At 65.7% G+C, this 16,821-nt stretch carries 16 protein-coding genes, 1 other RNA gene and 2 pseudogenes; 6 read left to right on the top strand and 13 right to left on the bottom strand.

The window, feature by feature from the left end; genetic code table 11:
- Window positions 1-98 precede the first annotated feature (98 nt).
- The 4 genes from H288_RS0111790 to H288_RS0111780 form a co-directional block, all read right to left on the bottom strand.
- Window positions 99-422: a YbaB/EbfC family nucleoid-associated protein gene (locus tag H288_RS0111790; protein ID WP_020092789.1), complete on the bottom strand. Its 324-nt coding sequence runs from the start codon at window positions 420-422 to the stop codon at window positions 99-101.
- A 62-nt stretch (window positions 423-484) separates the two neighbouring features.
- Window positions 485-2,410: a DNA polymerase III subunit gamma/tau gene (locus H288_RS0111785; protein ID WP_020092788.1), complete on the bottom strand. Its 1,926-nt coding sequence runs from the start codon at window positions 2,408-2,410 to the stop codon at window positions 485-487.
- Between the two features lie 37 nt (window positions 2,411-2,447).
- Window positions 2,448-2,546: signal recognition particle sRNA small type (ffs, locus tag H288_RS33955), an RNA gene on the bottom strand.
- 75 nt (window positions 2,547-2,621) lie between these two features.
- On the bottom strand, window positions 2,622-2,882 hold the full coding sequence (locus H288_RS0111780) for a PepSY domain-containing protein (RefSeq protein ID WP_020092787.1): 261 nt from the start codon (window positions 2,880-2,882) through the stop codon (window positions 2,622-2,624).
- 143 nt (window positions 2,883-3,025) lie between these two features.
- Here H288_RS0111780 and H288_RS32305 point away from each other — a divergent pair.
- Window positions 3,026-3,670: pseudogene (locus tag H288_RS32305) on the top strand (magnesium chelatase domain-containing protein); the annotation flags it as partial.
- A gap of 525 nt (window positions 3,671-4,195) precedes the next feature.
- Here H288_RS32305 and H288_RS32300 read toward each other — a convergent pair.
- The 3 genes from H288_RS32300 to H288_RS33510 all read right to left on the bottom strand — a co-directional run bounded on the left by H288_RS32300 (window position 4,196) and on the right by H288_RS33510 (window position 7,279).
- Entirely contained in the window at window positions 4,196-4,603 is a 408-nt protein-coding gene (locus H288_RS32300; protein WP_020092785.1) for a hypothetical protein, read from the bottom strand.
- A gap of 430 nt (window positions 4,604-5,033) precedes the next feature.
- Entirely contained in the window at window positions 5,034-6,407 is a 1,374-nt protein-coding gene (locus tag H288_RS0111755) for a HEPN domain-containing protein (protein WP_020092782.1), read from the bottom strand.
- 122 nt (window positions 6,408-6,529) lie between these two features.
- Window positions 6,530-7,279: a GSU2403 family nucleotidyltransferase fold protein gene (locus tag H288_RS33510; protein WP_051123741.1), complete on the bottom strand. Its 750-nt coding sequence runs from the start codon at window positions 7,277-7,279 to the stop codon at window positions 6,530-6,532.
- Window positions 7,280-7,687: 408 nt separating this feature from the next.
- Between H288_RS33510 and H288_RS35105 the strand changes: the two genes are divergently transcribed.
- Window positions 7,688-7,936, top strand: coding sequence for a hypothetical protein (locus H288_RS35105; protein ID WP_158684210.1), 249 nt, complete (start codon window positions 7,688-7,690; stop codon window positions 7,934-7,936).
- On the opposite strand, the gene H288_RS33950 is transcribed toward H288_RS35105, so the two are convergent.
- From H288_RS33950 to H288_RS35100, 3 genes are read right to left on the bottom strand one after another with little or no spacing between them, the layout of a single operon-like run.
- A complete protein-coding gene (locus H288_RS33950; protein WP_158684209.1) occupies window positions 7,916-9,964 on the bottom strand; it encodes an AAA family ATPase in 2,049 nt (682 codons plus the stop codon). The genes H288_RS35105 and H288_RS33950 overlap by 21 nt on opposite strands.
- 50 nt (window positions 9,965-10,014) lie before the next feature.
- Entirely contained in the window at window positions 10,015-10,827 is an 813-nt protein-coding gene (locus H288_RS0111740) for a hypothetical protein (RefSeq protein ID WP_146074020.1), read from the bottom strand.
- A gap of 39 nt (window positions 10,828-10,866) precedes the next feature.
- Window positions 10,867-11,400: a hypothetical protein gene (locus H288_RS35100; RefSeq protein WP_158684208.1), complete on the bottom strand. Its 534-nt coding sequence runs from the start codon at window positions 11,398-11,400 to the stop codon at window positions 10,867-10,869.
- Between the two features lie 195 nt (window positions 11,401-11,595).
- Between H288_RS35100 and H288_RS33945 the strand changes: the two genes are divergently transcribed.
- The gene (locus tag H288_RS33945) at window positions 11,596-11,868 is read left to right on the top strand and encodes a helix-turn-helix transcriptional regulator (protein ID WP_043712522.1); all 273 of its coding nucleotides are present in this window, start codon (window positions 11,596-11,598) and stop codon (window positions 11,866-11,868) included.
- Window positions 11,869-12,034: 166 nt separating this feature from the next.
- Here H288_RS33945 and H288_RS36395 read toward each other — a convergent pair whose 3' ends face one another.
- Both H288_RS36395 and H288_RS33935 read right to left on the bottom strand, forming a co-directional pair.
- On the bottom strand, window positions 12,035-12,370 hold the full coding sequence (locus tag H288_RS36395) for a DUF6634 family protein (RefSeq protein ID WP_081636472.1): 336 nt from the start codon (window positions 12,368-12,370) through the stop codon (window positions 12,035-12,037).
- A 185-nt stretch (window positions 12,371-12,555) separates the two neighbouring features.
- Entirely contained in the window at window positions 12,556-13,068 is a 513-nt protein-coding gene (locus tag H288_RS33935) for a metallophosphoesterase (RefSeq protein ID WP_043712537.1), read from the bottom strand.
- Window positions 13,069-13,188: 120 nt separating this feature from the next.
- On the opposite strand from H288_RS33935, the gene H288_RS33930 reads away from it, so the two are divergent.
- From H288_RS33930 to H288_RS0111715, 3 genes and pseudogenes are all read left to right on the top strand, one after another.
- A complete protein-coding gene (locus H288_RS33930) occupies window positions 13,189-13,431 on the top strand; it encodes a helix-turn-helix transcriptional regulator (RefSeq protein ID WP_043712519.1) in 243 nt (80 codons plus the stop codon).
- A 361-nt stretch (window positions 13,432-13,792) separates the two neighbouring features.
- A protein-coding gene (locus H288_RS0111720; protein ID WP_106735911.1) for an IS3 family transposase occupies window positions 13,793-15,144 on the top strand; the annotation gives its coding sequence in 2 pieces (ribosomal slippage) (window positions 13,793-14,128 and window positions 14,131-15,144; 1,350 coding nt in all).
- A gap of 79 nt (window positions 15,145-15,223) precedes the next feature.
- Window positions 15,224-15,571: pseudogene (locus H288_RS0111715) on the top strand (ABC transporter ATP-binding protein); the annotation flags it as partial.
- A gap of 3 nt (window positions 15,572-15,574) precedes the next feature.
- Here the strand turns inward: H288_RS0111715 and H288_RS33925 are convergent.
- A protein-coding gene (locus H288_RS33925) for an IS630 family transposase (RefSeq protein WP_106735910.1) occupies window positions 15,575-16,544 on the bottom strand; the annotation gives its coding sequence in 2 pieces (ribosomal slippage) (window positions 15,575-16,208 and window positions 16,207-16,544; 972 coding nt in all).
- Between the last annotated feature and the right edge of the window lie 277 nt (window positions 16,545-16,821).

Below are 16,821 nucleotides of genomic sequence, written 5' to 3'. Positions count from 1 at the left end.
TCGTCTTAGCGAGCGCAGGGAAGCAGCCCGGTCGCGCTACGCTGGATTGCTTCGCTGCGCGCGCGAAGACGGTTCGGACGTCCTGTCCGGGATGCGTCCTAGAACGGCAGCTTCATGCCCGGCGGCAGGGGCAGGCCCTTGGTCAGCTCGGCCATGCGCTCCTGCATGGTCGCCTCGGCCTTCCCGCGGGCGTCGTTGCAGGCCGCGACGATCAGGTCCTCAAGGATCTCGCGCTCGTCCGCGACCATCAGCGAGGGGTCGATGCTGACCCCCTTCATCTGACCCTTGGCGCTCATGGTGACCCGGACGGAGCCGCCGCCGGAGGCGCCGGTCACCTCGATCTCGTCCATCTCGGACTGCAGGTTGGCCATCTTCTCCTGCATGGCCTGAGCCTGCTTCATGATGCCCATCAGGTCGCGCATGCGGCTCTCTTTCCGTTTCCTCGTCTGATCTGGGTATGGCGCGGCCCGGGCGCCACCATGCGTCAGGCGTCGTCGTCCTCGACCTCGCCGACCCGCGCGGCGTCACCTTCCCCGAGGATCTCCTGCTCGGCGGAGGGGAGGGCCTCGGAGATTGTCTCGCGCACGTCGACGATCTCGGCCCCGGGGAAGCGCGTCAGAACCTCGCGCACGAATGGGTCGGCGGCGGCGTTCTCCCGGCGTGTCTCGGTCGCGGCACGGGCGGCCGCGTCGAGGGTCGGGGCGCCCTCGTCCTTCGACAGGGCCACCACCCAGCGCCGCCCGGTCCAGCGCTCGATGGCGGCGGCGATGTCGTTGGCGAGGCTCGACCGGCCGCCGGAGGCGAGGCGGAACTCGATCCGGCCCTCCTCGAAGCGCACCAGGTGGACGTCGCGCTCCAGCGCGGTCCGCAGAAGGATGTCCCGGTTGGCGTCGGCCAGCGCGATCAGGTCCTCGAACCGACCGAGACGCGGCGTCGGCGGTGCCGCGGGCGCCGGCCTCGGCGCCGGCGCACCGACGGGCGCACTTGCGGGCGCGCTGATCGGGACGCTCGCCGGCGCGTTCAGCGCGACGGGCGCGGCCAGGGGCGCCGCGACCGGGACGGGCTCCGGCGCGACCGTGCGGGGTGCCGCGGCGAGCGCCGCGGAACCGCCGCCGCGCAGGTCGGGAATCGGCGGGAGGGGCGGCCGGGCTGACGCGGCCGGGGCCTCGTCCGCGGGCGCGGCGGCGGCCTCGGCCCGGAGCTGGCGCAGGGCCTCGTCGGGTGTGGGCAGGTCGGCCGCGTAGGCGAGGCGCACGATCGCCATCTCGGCGGCCGCGAGGGGCCGGGGCGCCGCCTGGACCTCGGGAATCGCCTTCAGCAGGATCTGCCACGCCCGCGACAGGGCGCGGATCGACAGCTTCTCGGCGAACGCGGCGCCGCGGACGCGCTCGGTCTCGCTGAGCGTCGGGTCGGCGGCGGCTTCCGGCACCACCTTGAGCCGGGTGACGAGGTGCGTGAAGGCCGCGAGATCCGAGAGTACGACCGACGGGTCCGCGCCGGAATCGTACTGCGCTCGCAGCTCCGCGAAGGCGGCCGGCACCGCGCCGCGCATCACCGCCTCGAACAGGGCGAGGATCCGGGCGCGGTCAGCGAGGCCCAGCATGTCGCGCACGCTCTGCGCCGTGATCGTGCCGGCGCCGTGGGCGATCGCCTGGTCGAGCAGCGAGAGCGCGTCGCGCACCGACCCTTCCGCGGCGCGCACGATGGCGCCCAGAGCCTCGTCCTCGACCGATACGCCCTCGGCCGCGCAGACCTTCGCGAGATGCGCGTGCAGGGTCGGCGCCTCGACCCGGCGCAGGTCGAATCGCTGGCAGCGGGACAGGATCGTCACCGGGACCTTGCGGATCTCCGTGGTGGCGAACACGAATTTCGCGTGCGGCGGCGGCTCCTCCAGCGTCTTCAGGAAGGCGTTGAACGCCTTCTCGGAGAGCATGTGGACCTCGTCCACGATGTAGACCTTGTAGCGCGCCGAGACCGGCCCGTAGCGGATGCCGTCGATGATCGCCCGGACGTCGTCGATGCCGGTATGCGAGGCGGCGTCCATCTCCAGCACGTCCATGTGCCGGGATTCCATGATCGCCGCGCAGTGGAGGCCGAGTTCCGGCATCGACACGGTCGGGCCGGTGTCGGGCTGTCCGGCGCGGGCGTAGTTGAGGCCGCGCGCCAGGATGCGGGCCGTCGTGGTCTTGCCGACTCCGCGGACGCCGGTGAGCATCCAGGCCTGCGGGATGCGGTTGGCCGCGAACCCGTTGGCGAGGGTCCGCACCATCGCGTCCTGGCCGATCAGGTCGCCGAAATTGGTGGGGCGGTACTTGCGCGCGAGCACCCGGTAGGGCGTCGCCGCGGCGGGGGGCGCTGGAAACCCGGGCAGGCCCGGCTCGTCGTCAGGCGTGCCGGTCGTAGCGTCCATGCCGTGTCTGGGTCCGGCTGCCGCGCGCCGTGGAATGAGGTGGGAGGCTGGACGAAGACCCGCTCGGTCTCGTTAGGGCTGCTTCCTTCCGGACCTGACCCGGTTGGCGAGTGAAACGTCCCTCGCCAACCCCCCGCCGGCTATATGGCCGGGCCTCGGCCCGAACGCAAGCGCTGCTGAAGCCGAGTCGAAGCGCAGCCGAAGCGCTGCCTCACTCGGCCTTGCGCTTCACGATGGCCAGGGTCTTCGGATCGAGCTTCAGGTCGAACTGCTTGCCGCTCGCGTCGATCGCGTCGTCGACCTCGATCATGCCGTCGTCGAGCTCGATCTCCTTCCACTTGGTGAAGCCCTCCTGCTTGAGCATGGCCTCGACCTTGGCCTGCTGATCGGGCGGAAGCTTCTCGTCGGCGCGGGCGGCGAGGCCGGTGCCCGCGATCAAGGTCAGGGCGAGAAGGGACGTGGTCAGGCGCATGGCTGTCTCCGATCCGGCAATTGTTTCCGGCTGTGAACAGGCGTGCCGCGGCGGAGTTCCATGGCGACGATCCCCTTGAGCCGCCACCGAATCTGCCGCACATCTTGGCCGTACCGGAACGCGGCGGCGAGGACACTGCACGAATGGTCACCCGCGTCGCCACCGTGGCCTTCGAGGGCATCGAGGCGCGGGCGGTGGACGTGCAGGTCCAGATCGTGCCGGGCTCGGTGGTGTTCACCGTCGTCGGTCTGCCCGACAAGGCGGTGGCGGAATCGCGCGAGCGGGTCCGCGGAGCGCTGATCGCCTCGGGGCTGGCGCTGCCGGCCAAGCGCATCACGGTGAACCTCGCCCCGGCGGATCTTCCCAAGGAAGGCTCGCATTTCGACCTGCCGATCGCGCTGGGCGTCATGGCGGCCATCGGCGCGATCCCGGCGGACGCGCTCGCCGGCTACTGCGTCCTGGGCGAGCTCGCCCTCGACGGCAGCATCACGGCGGTGAGCGGCGTGCTGCCGGCCGCGATGGCGGCGGCCGATCGGGGGCTCGGGCTCATCTGCCCGGCGTCCACTGGGCCGGAGGCGGCCTGGGCGGGGGGCGACCTCGACGTGCTCGCGCCGCGCTCGCTGATCCAGCTCGCCAACCACTTCAAGGGCAGCCAGGTGATGGCGCGGCCGGAGCCCGCCGTCGCCGCGCCGGCCGGGCCGCTGCCGGACCTCGCCGACATCAAGGGGCAGGAGGGCGCCAAGCGCGCCCTGGAGATCGCGGCCGCCGGGGGCCACAACCTGTTCATGTTGTACCCTGTTTCAGCTAGTCCACGGCGACGGCCGTTCGGCAGCGGGACTTCGGAGAAGCGCCCGGTCGCAGCCATGAGACGCGGGACCCCGCAGTTGCGGGTCATGACCAGTCGAGAACGAAGATGCCGATCTATCGACCTGACCCGTCCTCATGTCGCCGGCTCGGATGAAGGCACGACAAAGGAACGACAGGCGTTCATCCGAAGGTACGGAACGCGGAGGCTCGATCGTCATGGGTCGGCCTTCCGCGTTATCGACTTTCCTACGGCCTTAGCAGCGTACCGCCTCGGGCCCTTGGTCTGCCGTCAAGCTCGATAACGTCGCTCTGTCGCAGCTGCGCCGGAGATCGTGCCGCTGCCTGGGGCGATCGGCAGGGAGTGGCCGATGGGTGGAGGGCCTCCGCAGCAAAACGCATGATCCCCAAGCAATAACAGCCAACAATTTCGAAACGATTGGAATGACTTGGCGCGGCGCCTTGCAGATTAGATTGACTCTTCGCCCTCGGCATAGGTGCCGGTCAGGTCAGATGTCGCCGTGGTGGAGGCGGAGCCAGTCGCGCTGGATGTAGTGGGAGCACCAGACGCCCTGGACGCCGCCTCCGGCGAGCGGCTCCGGGACGCGGGCGACGGCGAACATCACGTCCCAGGCAAGGCGCACGTTGATCTTTTCGTGTTTGCCGCGCACGAGGAAGCGGCGTCGGCCGCTGAAGCGCGCGAAGATGGCGCGGGCCCAATCAACCGGGCAGCGATGGCAGACGTCGCCGAGGTGCCAGAGGATGTCGCCCGGTCCGACTGCGGCGTTCCGGCGGGCGATCAGCGCCTCGTCGTGCTCCTCGATGGTGGGGTAGGGGCGGTTCAGCCCGAGGCGGCCGCCGTCTGTGGCTCGGTGAGACCGGTGACTTTCCGGAGTGAACAGGATTCGAGGCGGCATGCCGGTCTCGCGCGCGTTGCAGTGGCTCCTAGTCTCGCGGATGGGCGCTCCGGAGCGTTTCATGGCGGGTCCCTGGGAGGGCCGTGGCAACTCGGAGGAGCAGGTCGTGGGTTAGCGCTACCGCGCGACCGTCACCCGAAAAGGCATCCGATCTTAACCGGCGTGGCGCAGGATCCTGTGGATCGGGAAGGTCGGGATGGCGTCGCGGCACGAGGTCTTCGAGGTGGCGGAGGCCGAGGCGGCCCAACTGCGGGAGCGGCTGGCGCGGTTCGTGGGCGCGTCCGTCGCGTGATGGGCCACCTGGGCGGATGTGTCGCCTCGCTCCGCGGGATTGCTGGCGGTCGCGGACGGACCGCTTCGCAATCGGGTGCCACGGCACGGGGCATTCGCCTCGCGGCGTCATTCGGAGACGGCGGCCGGCGGACGATGATCACGGATCCGGAGGGATGTGCGGCAGGGCGTCCCTGAAGCCATCGCGATCATCCGACCCGCCGGAGGATGCATGTGCATCGAGGGCCTCGATGTAGCGCACCAGGACGGCTGCCGTGAACGCTTCCGCTTGTCCCCTCTCGCTTCTCAGGTGCTCGTCGAGGGCAAGGATCGATCCGTGCGCGATTTTGGACCGGTATCCGTAGAGGTGGCCGACGAACTGTTTGAGCGTCGTCCCATCACTGATCAGCCGGTGTGATCGCGGGATCCGCATCAGCCTCGCCGAAAGCTCCAGAATTCCGGGTTCCTCCTTCGCGCCCGAGAGGACATCGAGCGCGATCGCCAAGTCGACGAGAGCCTCGAAGTCGGCATCCTCGGTGCAGCCGCGGCCATACCAGTGGAGCGCGTTGAGAAGCCGGTCGGAGAGCGTCGGGCACGCGACGGCGGCGGGATCCACGCTGAGCGTGAGCCTGATGCGACGTCCCGCGGCCTCCAGGAACGCGGCATGGGGACCGATGATGTTCGCCGCCATACCGGGTGCGCCGGACAGGCCCGACCGATGCAAGGACCCGCCGTGCGATAGGTCGAAGCCGTCCCGCTGGTTCAACCGGTCGACGATCCCGGGCGGCCCATGGTCCGCGGCGGCGTGGATGCGGGCATTTTCGGGAGAGGCGACCAGGAGCCTCAGGACGTTGAGGGCGGCGCGGGTCGCGACGAGTGACCGCCGGTAGGACTCGGCGCCCTCGAACCCCTCGATCGTCACGCAAGCGACCCATTGGTCCGGATGTACCGATCGCGCTACCGATCGCACCTCGACAGGGGTGTCGCGATCGGCCTTCGCGCCGTTCCAGATGGCGAGGACGCCATCCATCCAGGTCGACCTTTGCCCCCGGCGGCGCTCGACCTCGTCGATCCAGGATGTTGGCGAACGGAAAGCCACGGGCCCGACGTCGAAGTCCGATACCTGCTGCCTGATGAACAGCCAGACCGGGAAGTAGTGGGTGATGCGGGACCTCCCGCGGTTGAGCCGTTCGAGGTACCGGGCCTTAAAGGCGGTCCAGTTGGCGTCGGGGTCGTTTGCCGCCGCGAGCTGATTGAGCAACTCGCCGAGTGTTGTCGCGGCTTCGCGTCGAGCCGTATCGACTGCAACCGTGCGTCGGAGGGATGCGTCGTTCGCCATGATCCGGTCGGCGATCTCCGCAAGGGCGCTCATGGCCTTCGTGCTGGTCTGGTACGATCCTCTTTCGTCTCCCGCGGCGATGCTGGGACCGAAGGGGGCACCCGGCGTCTCCCTGTGCCACGCCTCGATCGGTCCGTGATGCATCGACCATGTCTCGCGAAGAGCCTCGTCGAGAAGGTCCTTCAGCTTGGGCACAGTCTTCTCCCTGCTCTACCGCCAGAAGCGGCATATGGTGTTCCCGCGCATCGTCCGTCCCAGCGGCGCTCGCGCGGGGCCGCCTCGTAGCCGAAGTCCGACGTCGATGGGACGTCGCCCGGCTACGCATCCCAGGTCGGCTGGAGGGTGTCGTCACTCGTCTCATCCACCTCGTCCCCGGCCTGCGCGACGTCGGCGCTCGCAGCGTCGCGATCGTCGCGGCCGGGCTCGGGGTCGGCCCCGCAGGTGGCTGCCATCTCGGGCGGTAGCTGCGAGAGCGCCCGCATCGCCTTCCATCGCCACGAGAGCGCCCGCTCGCAGAGCTCCAGCCACAGGTCGCGGAGGTCGTCCGGCGCGTCGCTGGCCACGCGCATCTGCGAGACGATGAGCTTGTGGAGGGCGTATCGGGTCGGATCCGGCACGTTGATGGGGATGCCAGCACCCTGCAGGGCAACGCTGTTGACCTCATAGTATAGCAGGAAATCGAGGTAGCCCAGGAATTGCGCGTCCGAGCGGATCGCGGGGAGGGAACCGATCCGGGGTAACTCGGGGCTTTGCATGGGACTGAGGATGTCGACGGAGAAGATCTCGTCCTGCCACCAACGGATCGAGTACCGCATCGTCCGCCACCCGTCGAGCGCGTTTGGTATCGCCGTGAAGCGGTCGTCCACCTTCCTGAGCACGGTCTCCAGGTCGGACGCCAATCGGTCCTCCACGGCGACGGCAATGGACTGGGATTGTCCGACGTCGAGGTCGTCGGTACGGCTCAAGGCGGCCGGCATCCACATCTCGAGGAGGTCGGGATAGGTCTGGAAGGCGACTGAGCCAACCACCACCGCCCTGATAGGAACACGGCGGACGATCGTCAGCACCTAAACGACAAGGATGGCGCGACGGTGCCGCCCTTCCTGGGCGGAACCGATGGGCAGCCGTCCGATATCGCGAAGATTCTCTCGAACCACGCCGTGCTCGGCGAGTACCAGGCATTCGGCCGTGACGAGAAGGGGTGCGCCGCTCCGTCGGCGTTCCGTTCCGGGACTACTATCCCCGGATCGTCGGCGAGGGTGAATTCCACCTTGCTAACCAGGCACGGAAGTCCCAGGCCCTGGCGCCCGGCTCGCGCAATAAGATGGTCACAAACCTTTTTTTGGGTTGGCGAAGTGTGCCGGCTGCGGAGCCCCGATGGTCGTGCGAACCCGCGGCGCCAAAAACTGCGGGAGGGCCCTTGTCTGCGTCGACGCCGTTCGGGGGCGGACTGCGACAACCGCCGTAATTGGAGCTTGGCCGAGCTTGAGGCCGCCGTGCTGCAGGAGATGCGCCGCGCCGACCTGCCATCTCCGACCAAGGAGAAGCGGACTTGCGGGGCTGAGGTGGTCGCCCTCGAAGGGTGTATCGAGGACGTGCGCAGCCAGCGTGAACGGCTTGCGCATTCCACATCAGAACCCGAAGTGCCGCAAAATCCGCCGCTATCGAACGCAAGCGACCTCGCCGCTGAATCGCGCTCGTCATCACCAGGGATGAGCTTGTGATCGTCGCCCTGTCCGGATCAGGATCAATTCGATGTCCTCGCTGGTGAGAGACCTTCGTTCCAGCAGGGCCTCAGCCAAGCGTTCTAGATCACGTCGCCTTGCCGCCAACAGTCGAAGTGCGGCCGAGGATGCGCTGCGAAGTGCCCGCTCGATCCGAAGATCGATCATGGGAGCCGTGTCAGCTGCATCTTGCACGGCCAAAACGTCACAGAGTCCCCAGCGAAGGTGCATGTCGCGTGCAAACTTCGAGGCGAGTGCCAGGTCAGTCGACGCGCCTGCCGATGGTGAATCGAAGGCTATGATTTCAGCGGCGCGTCCGGCCATGAGCACGGCGAGAACGTTTTCCATCGTCTTCCGGGTTACGACCTTCGGCATCCGGAAACCCATGTAGCCGTCTCCTCCATGCCCAGGGGAGCGCAAAACGAGATCCCCAACTGGAAGGCCGAGAACTCGCGCCACCACTGCATGACCTGCCTCGTGGATTGCAACTCGCTGGTCTTCTTCGATAGAAAGCTCGCCGGTTGCTCCCGCGATTTCACGCATCAGATCGGCTTCCTTCAGTGCATGACCGGCCCGGCGTGCTCGTCCACGAGCCCGCCTGACCCAGGCGGCGCAATCCGCACCGGTCCCGCCGAGGCCTCTTCTTGCGATTCCAAGCAAGTCGATTCCAGGAAGCTCCTGCCCCAAATGGTATCGAAGAATCGCGGCGAGATCGGAAAGCGAGGGAGCTTCGATCGCGATCTGCCGGTCGAACCGGCCTGATCGCAGGATCGCGGGATCAATCCATCCCGGGTTGTTGGTTGCGCCGACCAGTAGCACTCCCTCGCGGCCACCGTCGCCATCGAGGCACTCGAGGAAGCCGTTGATGACCTGGACGCCATAGTGATGGTTATGGCTTTCGAGCTTGCGCCTATCACCGAAAGAGTCGAGCTCGTCGACGAGCGCGACACATGGCGCGACCTTCTTGGCGTTTCCGAAGAAGGTGCGCATTGCTTTGAGCGTCGTCCCGAGATGCGCCTCGCCTTCAGCCTGCCATTGGGCGAGCGATCCGACCAGGAATGGGACGTTCGCCTCCCTCGCGATTGCTGCCGCGAGCAAAGTCTTGCCTACGCCAGGTACCCCAGTGAGGAGCGCTCCCTGCTCGCAGGACGACCAATGTTGTCCGCAGCCGTAAGCTACTAGATCGGCTGCCGCAGCGAGTCCCCACTCGGCGGCGGCTCCGTAGCCGTGAAGTTCGGATAGTCGCGGTATCTTGCTTGCCGGCGGGAGCGTGCGTCGCCGCTCCAGTACCAATCTCAAACGTTCGAGTGCGCCTTCCGGTCCGCGCGCCGGATGCAGTGCTATGCGCAGGTCCATCGGGCCGACTTCCGCGGCGAGCTCGGGGCAAAGGGTCGTTGACGGAACCGACCCGACGATCTGCCGCACGACGAGCGTCAAATCGAAGGGCTCGAGGGTGCCCAGGACGATTCGCCCTTCGCAGGCGCGCTCAAGCTCTTCCGGAAGTCGGATCGCGCCGGGAGCGACGATCCCAATCAGAGGCAGGTAGCCACGGAGGGCTCGCGCAGCCTGTGTACTTTCGTTTGGATGCGCGCAGGATCGTCCGGCGCGAGCCTTGATGACGATGGCGCCACGCCGCTCATCTCGCGTGTCTGTCGGGGGCGAAGGCAGCTTCTTGCTCGGCCGTGATCCGAAACAGCGCATGAGAGCGTGGGCGGTCGGTTCGATCCAAGCTTCGCTTGAGCATTCCACGACCAGAACCGGCGCTTCGTCCACAATGCGCCTTGATGCGTCCGGGTCTTTTGCAAGCGTCCGACCGATCAGTACGGCCGCCGCGACTGGGGCTGGATCGTCGGACGAATGGACGGCGTCGTTTATGCGCGGCGCATACTCGTCGCGTGACACGTCCTCGTCGGACTGCAATCGCTCGGAACGATCTTGTCGGCCGAAACGCGCCAGCATAGCTTCGGGGTCGATGCGATGGCGAGCCGCGTCTTCGGACCCCTCGCGCTTCGAGGGCTTCTGCTCCATCGAATCTCCAGGCATCGGGTGTTGCGCCCGGCGGACGTCGTCGCCCCCGATCATCGCTTCTCTCCGAGGACACGGATCAAACCCGGAAACGCCATCTCGATCAGGACGAGGTGACGGTACGCCAGTCTATTCCGCTCTTTGGGCGTCTCGGAAACGCATGACGAAGACTGCCGAGGTTGCACACGAAAGCCGCTCCGACGGAGGCCGTCCCGGACGCCGGCGACGATCGTCGCGCGGCGTCGTCCCGAATCCGGCAGCCCGCCGACGACGAGCACATGTCGCTCGGCGGCGCGATCCGTGCCCGCTGTCCGACTCGCAAGCTCGATCCGCCAGTTGCGCGGGAGGCGGACGATGATCGAAGGCGGCGATTGCCCTTCCAGGCCCGGAAGGATGCAGAACGGCATACCGCCCATCGGGCACACCTCGGACAGGAGATCGAGGGTGGCGAACGTCGCGCACGCGACCCAGGCACCACTCGTCCGCTCCTCGATCCGAAAGGCGAAGCGCCCGAACAAGTCGCCGGCCAGCTTGAGATGATGGCTGTACGTGAGCGCCTGCGGAGTGCCGACCGATCCGTAGCGCGGTTGGCCGACCTCGTGGGCATGGCGCATCGCGAGTCTCGCCGCCGATGCCGGGGATAAAACGCGTTCTTCGGCGAGCGATGTCAGCAGATCGACGGTCGCATCCGAGACTCCGGTCAGATCGTCGAGGGCGAGGGTCAGAGGAGGGCGTTTCCTCGCGTTTGGGCGGGGGCCGCCCCGAGAGGCGATCCGCTTGACCAGCGCAGCGACCGTCTGACACCTCGTCAGCGGCCGGACTAACAGTCGCCCTGATGGGAATTCGACGATGTTCTCGTTTCGCATGGCGGCACCTCGCAGTGTGGGGCGGATAAGCTCGGGGGCTTACGGCCCCTCGAGCGTTTCGGCGCATTGATCGATCTGGTTGGCCGCTTCTGATGAGCTTGCCGCCGGACGAGCCGATCGGCTTAGACCTTTTTCGATCTGCCGGGCCAAACCCCGCTTGGTGACGAGCAGGACACGGCGCCCAATCCTGCGGGCATCGCGCTTTACGGAAAGCAGCCGCTTCCTCAGCTTCGGCTTGCGCCAAACCCGATTTGTCGCTGCAAGAACAATCACTGTCCCTCCGACGCGCCGAAGCGTGGCATGAGCCAAGCCGTCGTCAGCAAGGCGCACGTAGGACGGGATATCCTCTAAACCCCTCGGTACGACCGACACTACATCCGGACGTGAGGTGGCGACGATCTCGAGGCTACGCGCCATCGTGATCCGCTCGTTCGCAAATCGGATTCGGCGGCAGATGCTGTTGTGAAGGGTAGCGACGATCGCTTTGCCCACACGGGCAGATTGTTTCGACATGGCGCAATCCCCCGAACCGCCAGAATGGCGGTCGACTGAAGATGCCAGGTTCAGGGACATCGTCGCTTGGCCGGATCAGGAGACCGAAGGCGCAGCGCGTCATCTTCAACAATCGTTGAAGGTATCGCCGAAGGAACGGCGTTGACCGGATCCAACCGACTTGCGGGTCGCGTGAAGATAAGGTCTTCTGGACCTCCGCCATTCGCAAGTCGCGTTCCGACTCGGTGGCCCAGTGATTCGCAGGCTGCAATATTGATGCATCCGCGTCAAGCATCAAACGCGTCAAAAGTGCATCCTGCGCAGATCAGAGGCGCGCGGGCGATGCTCGGCTGGACGCAGAACGATCTAGCCGCTCGATCAGGCGTCGCGAAGCGAAGCATTGCTGGGCTGGAACTCGAGACGAGCAGGCCGAAGCTTGAAACCCTTCGACGACTTGTGGCCACGCTTAGCGGCGGCGGCATCGAGTTCAATAACTCCGATGTCGATGGGGTAGGGATTAAGCTTAGACTTACAATATATGCTGATTAACTCTTGGAAACAACAAAAAAAATCCAAGTAAATATCGCTAGTTCTATGTTTGGCTCAATTTTTTGATAGATCCCGCGGTCGAGTTAGTCGTCACCTCAAACAAATGAGCCGTTAAGACAATATGTTTTTTCTCGAGCCGCGGACGATCGCCGCGCCTGAGCGGTATTCACTGAACGGTCTCGATTTCTGGACGGACCGAAAGCCGATAGAATCGCGACAGAGTTCTGGCATACCCAGACACTGGATCGAAGGTATAGAGTTCACTCGTGTGGCATATGCCACCGTCCGGTAGGTAAGGATGCCCGTGTACGATTCCAACAAGATGCGGAACGGGGGCTATATATACACTCCATTCGAATAGGATCGGCGAATTTTGGAGATCGCTTTCGGACGGGTGTTCTCCTTTCGAGATCCGTTCGAGATCTTCGGCCAGCTTGCCGAGCTTGTATGCGAGGCGTGCCAGTTCAGGGAAGGGGCCTGCCCCTCGGTGTAGAATGGACATCGATCTTGTCCTCTGCTCCGGCCCGCTGTGCAGTCGCGAATTTCGCAGGGCGGCTGCCGAGACCTCAAGCCGCGATGCAAAGGAAGCCGCACAAGTATTTCGCTTCGTGTGCTCTTCTGCCGAGTGCACCGCGGTACAATTCCGCCGTGTTCTAGTCGATCAAAAGCGACTGGCGGTCAGAATTGTCACAAACCCCGTATCGAGCAAATTCTAGACCGTATTTGGTCTAGCGAGGCGGGCTTAAAATTCCAGGCATCTACTCCAACGTCGCATGAAGTCACGGAATCTTTCAGATTCCCATGGCTGTGGCCGTGAAGCGACACGGATCCTTGATGGCATTTGTTCCAAACGCGAAGTGCGTAATGGAACAGTATCAGATGTTCTGCTCCAAGACGTATCTCGGTATAGTGCTGAACTGTCGCCCATGGCAACGATAACGTCGTTTTGCCATCGTGGTTGCCGCGGATCAGGTGAATCGCTCTGCCGTTCAGGCTGCCGAAGATGGCTGCTCTTCGATTCGGTCCACAACGATACGCGAAATTGCCGAGGTGCCACACTTCGTCGTTCGAGCCCACGGTCGCGTTCCATCGCTCGACCATGAAGCCGTCCATCTCGTCGCTATCCCGAAATGGACGGTGACAGAGGGCGATGATGTTCGTGTGGCCGAAATGGTGGCCAGCTGTGAACCAGAGCGTCAAGGCACCCTCCCGAAGGATCGGCGACGGCATCGGGACCGCCCGATCGAATATCAGATTTTCTGATATTGGACTAGTTGGTTTAGCTGGACCGTCGGCTTCCTTGTTCACGCCGACGGGCCGATGCCCAGCACCCTTAGGACCGCGCGACACCGACGATTGATCGAACTGCTCGTCGAGGCACGAGAGCGGTCGGGCCTCACCCAAACCGAGTTGGGAGCTCGGCTTGGCCGATATCAGTCGGTCATCGCTGCGATCGAGAGTGGTGGAAGACGGATCGATATCGTGGAATTCCTCGCTATCGCCGATGCGTTAGAGATCGATCCCGCCCGGGTCATCGAGGATGTAAGGGCGGTTCCAGCTTGATCGCCGGCAAGTTCGAGGTCGGGTAGGGCCCTGTCGCCGACTGGTCATCAAACGTGCTGGACGTGACCCCATTACGAGAAAGACGTTGCTGTGGATATCGCCGTCGAGAAGGCGGACGCTGTCGCAATCTGCAACGTACCGCGCGCCAGCAGCCTCGATGCAGTGACGTGCCGTACCCCGATCCTCCACCGTTACGTGGCTAGCCACTCAGGAGGGGCGGCGCCTATTGCGACCTCTGGGGGCAGCGGCCCATGGTCCCGCGCGATCGCGTCCTCACTGTCCGCCGTCAGCACTCCCGAGACAAATTGAGGGTCTTCACGAACGGAGGATGGCTGGTTCATCGTAGCCCCCAGGAGCGAAGATGAAACAGACGTCCGGGCCGGCGCGGAAGCCGGCAGAAGCCGTGATCAAGGACATCCGCCGCGCCACGCGCCGGCAGTTCTCGGCCGAGGAGAAGATCCGCATCGTGCTGGAAGGGCTGCGCGGTGAGGACAGCATCGCCGAGCTGTGCCGGCGCGAAGGCATCGCCAGCTCGATGTACTATGGCTGGTCCAAGGAGTTCTTGGAGGCCGGCAAGAAGCGGCTGGCCGGCGACACGGCCCGTGCCGCGACCGCCGACGAGGTCCAGGACCTGCGTCGCGAGGCGGGTGCGCTGAAGGAGGTCGTAGCCGATCTCGTCTTGGAAAACCGCCTGCTGAAAAAAAGTATGACCGGGGCTGGGGGCGACGAGGCATGAGGTACCCGGCCTCTGAGAAGCTAGAGATCATCCGGCTGGTCGAGCAATCCCATCTGCCGGTGCGCGCCACCCTGGACAAGCTCGGCGTCACCCGGGCGACGTTCTACCGGTGGTACGACGCTTTCCAGCGTGGCGGCCTCGAGGCATTGGCGGATCGCCCGTCCCGACCCAGCCGGGTCTGGAACCGGTTGCCCGCCGAGGTTCGCAATCAGATCGTCGCTCTCGCACTGGAGGAGCCAGAGCTCAGCCCACGCGAGTTGGCGGTGCGCTTCACCGACGAGCGGCGCTACTTCGTCTCGGAAGCGACCGTCTACCGCCTGCTCAAGGCCCAGGACCTGATCACCAGCCCGGCCTACATCGTGATCAAAGCCGCCAACGAGTTCCGGGACAAGACCACCGCACCCAACCAACTCTGGCAGACGGACTTCACCTATCTGAAGGTGATCGGCTGGGGTTGGTACTACCTCTCGACCGTGCTGGATGACTTCTCGCGCTTCATCGTGGAGTGGAAACTGTGCGCGACGATGCAGGTCGGCGACGTCACCGCCACGCTCGACCTCGCGCTGGCGGCGGCCGGGCTCGATCATGTGCAGGTGGCGCATCGGCCGCGGCTGCTCTCCGACAATGGATCAAGCTACGTCGCGGGTGATCTGGCCGACTGGCTCGGCAGCCGGGGCATGACCCATATCCGCGGCGCGCCCCGCCATCCTCAAACGCAGGGCAAGATCGAGCGCTGGCACCAGACGCTCAAGCACCGCATCCTGCTCGAACACGCCTACCTGCCCGGCGAACTGGAGGCGCGGGTTGCCGCCTTCGTCGAGCATTACAACCACGCTCGGGCTCACAAGAGCCTGGGCAACCTCACTCCCGCCGACGTCTACTTCGGCCGCGGCGAGGCCATCCTGCAGGAGCGGGCGCGGATCAAGCGCCAGACCCTCATCGATCGCCGCTTGCGCCACCACGCGCAGGCTGCCTAACCTCTCACCCAGATGGACCAGAGCCTCCGTTCCTGAGCGCCTCAAGTCGTCTCAAATCATCTGACGACGGACAATCGATCGCTTCAAGGTCAAGACAGCGTCCTCGGAGGCGCCGATCGCCACGCTGTCGGGCGGCTACGTTCAGCGCGCCGTGCTAGCGCGCGAGCTGACGGACCCTGTCGATCTGCTGATCGTCGTCAATCCCTGCTTCGGCCTCGACTTCGCGGCAGTTGCGGAAATTCGGACGCGCATCGTGGCCGCGCGAAACGGCGGCGCGGCGGTGCTACTCATAAGCGAGGATCTGGACGAGATTCTCGAGTTGTCGGACAGGATCTTGGTGATGTCAGACGGACGCATCGTCTATGAGACGTCCGCCGCTGCGGCCGAGGTCAGCACGATCGGCCGGCACATGGCCGGGCATCTCTGAGGCTCATCGTCCCACTAGAGCAGTTTCGGTTTCATCGGAGTCGTATCCTGCCGCGACGAAGAAGTTTGCGGCCTCGTCGGGCGTGACGGCATCGACGAGCCGCCCGATTGTGGTCCAGAGCCCTTCGCGCGTGCGCTCGGCGGCCTTGCGCAGCCCCGCCTTCAACTTCGAGAACGCCATCTCGATCGGATTGAAGTCCGGCGAGTAGGGCGGGAGGAACAGGAGCCGCGCGCCCGCCGCCTCGATCGCCGCGCGCACGGCCGGGCCTTTGTGGCTGCCGAGATTGTCCATGATCACGATGCCCCCGGGTGCGAGTTCGGGCACCAGGACCTGATCGACGTAGACTTGGAAGGCGTCGCGGTTGATCGGCCCGTCGAGCACGAACGGCGCGGCGATCCCAGACAGGCGCAGGCCCGCCACCAGGGTCGTGGTCTTCCAATGACCGTGCGGGACGGGGGAGCGCAGCCGCTGGCCGCGGGGACAGCGCCCGCGGGTGCGGGCCATGTTGGTGGCGGTCCACGTCTCGTCGAGGAACACCAGCCGGTCCGGGTCGAGATCGGGCTGGCTCTCGAACCACGCTTCCCGGGCGGCCTTCACGTCCGGCCGATCCTGCTCTGCGGCGTGGGCCGTCTTTTTTGTACGTCAGGTCGCGCGCGTCGAGGAAGGCCCACAGCGTGCCGAGCCCGACGGTGAGGCCATGCTCGTCCTGCAACCGGGCGCGCATCTCCTCCAGGGTGATTTCAACCTTCTCGTCGATCAACGTACGCAGGAACGTCTCATACGGGTCGAGCTTGGAGCGGCGGGCACGCCCCTGCGGCCGGGCGGCCACCGTCCCAGTCGCGGCGAGCGCCGCCATCCAGCGGATCGCGGTTGCTTGGCCGACCCCGAAGCGGGCGGCCGCCTGACGGCGCGAGGTCGCCGCAGCCGCGGTCACCGCCCGCTCGCGCAGGTCCAAGCTGTAGGGGCGGCCCATGCATCACTCCGGATGTCGACCGGCCGAGTGAATCAGCCTCCCAGCGCCGCGTGAACCCCACCAAGCCGACTCAGCCCAAACCGAAAACGCTCTAGCCCCAGACAAGCGCCGCCGCTTCCGCGAGAGCGAGGGCACCGCAGGGCGTACTCATCGATTTCGGCAGGCGGCTACCTGTCTGTGCCGAGGCTTGCTCGTCCGGAACGTTCCGTTCCAAGCGTACTGCCGAACGGATAGGCAGGCGCCTGGAGGCGTTCGCTTCTGTCTCGTCGCCCTTCCG

The organism is Methylobacterium sp. 285MFTsu5.1 (assembly GCF_000383455.1).
Lineage (GTDB): Bacteria > Pseudomonadota > Alphaproteobacteria > Rhizobiales > Beijerinckiaceae > Methylobacterium.
The sequence above is the reverse complement of the archived record's forward strand: the minus strand, read 5'-3'. Positions and strand labels throughout refer to the sequence as shown.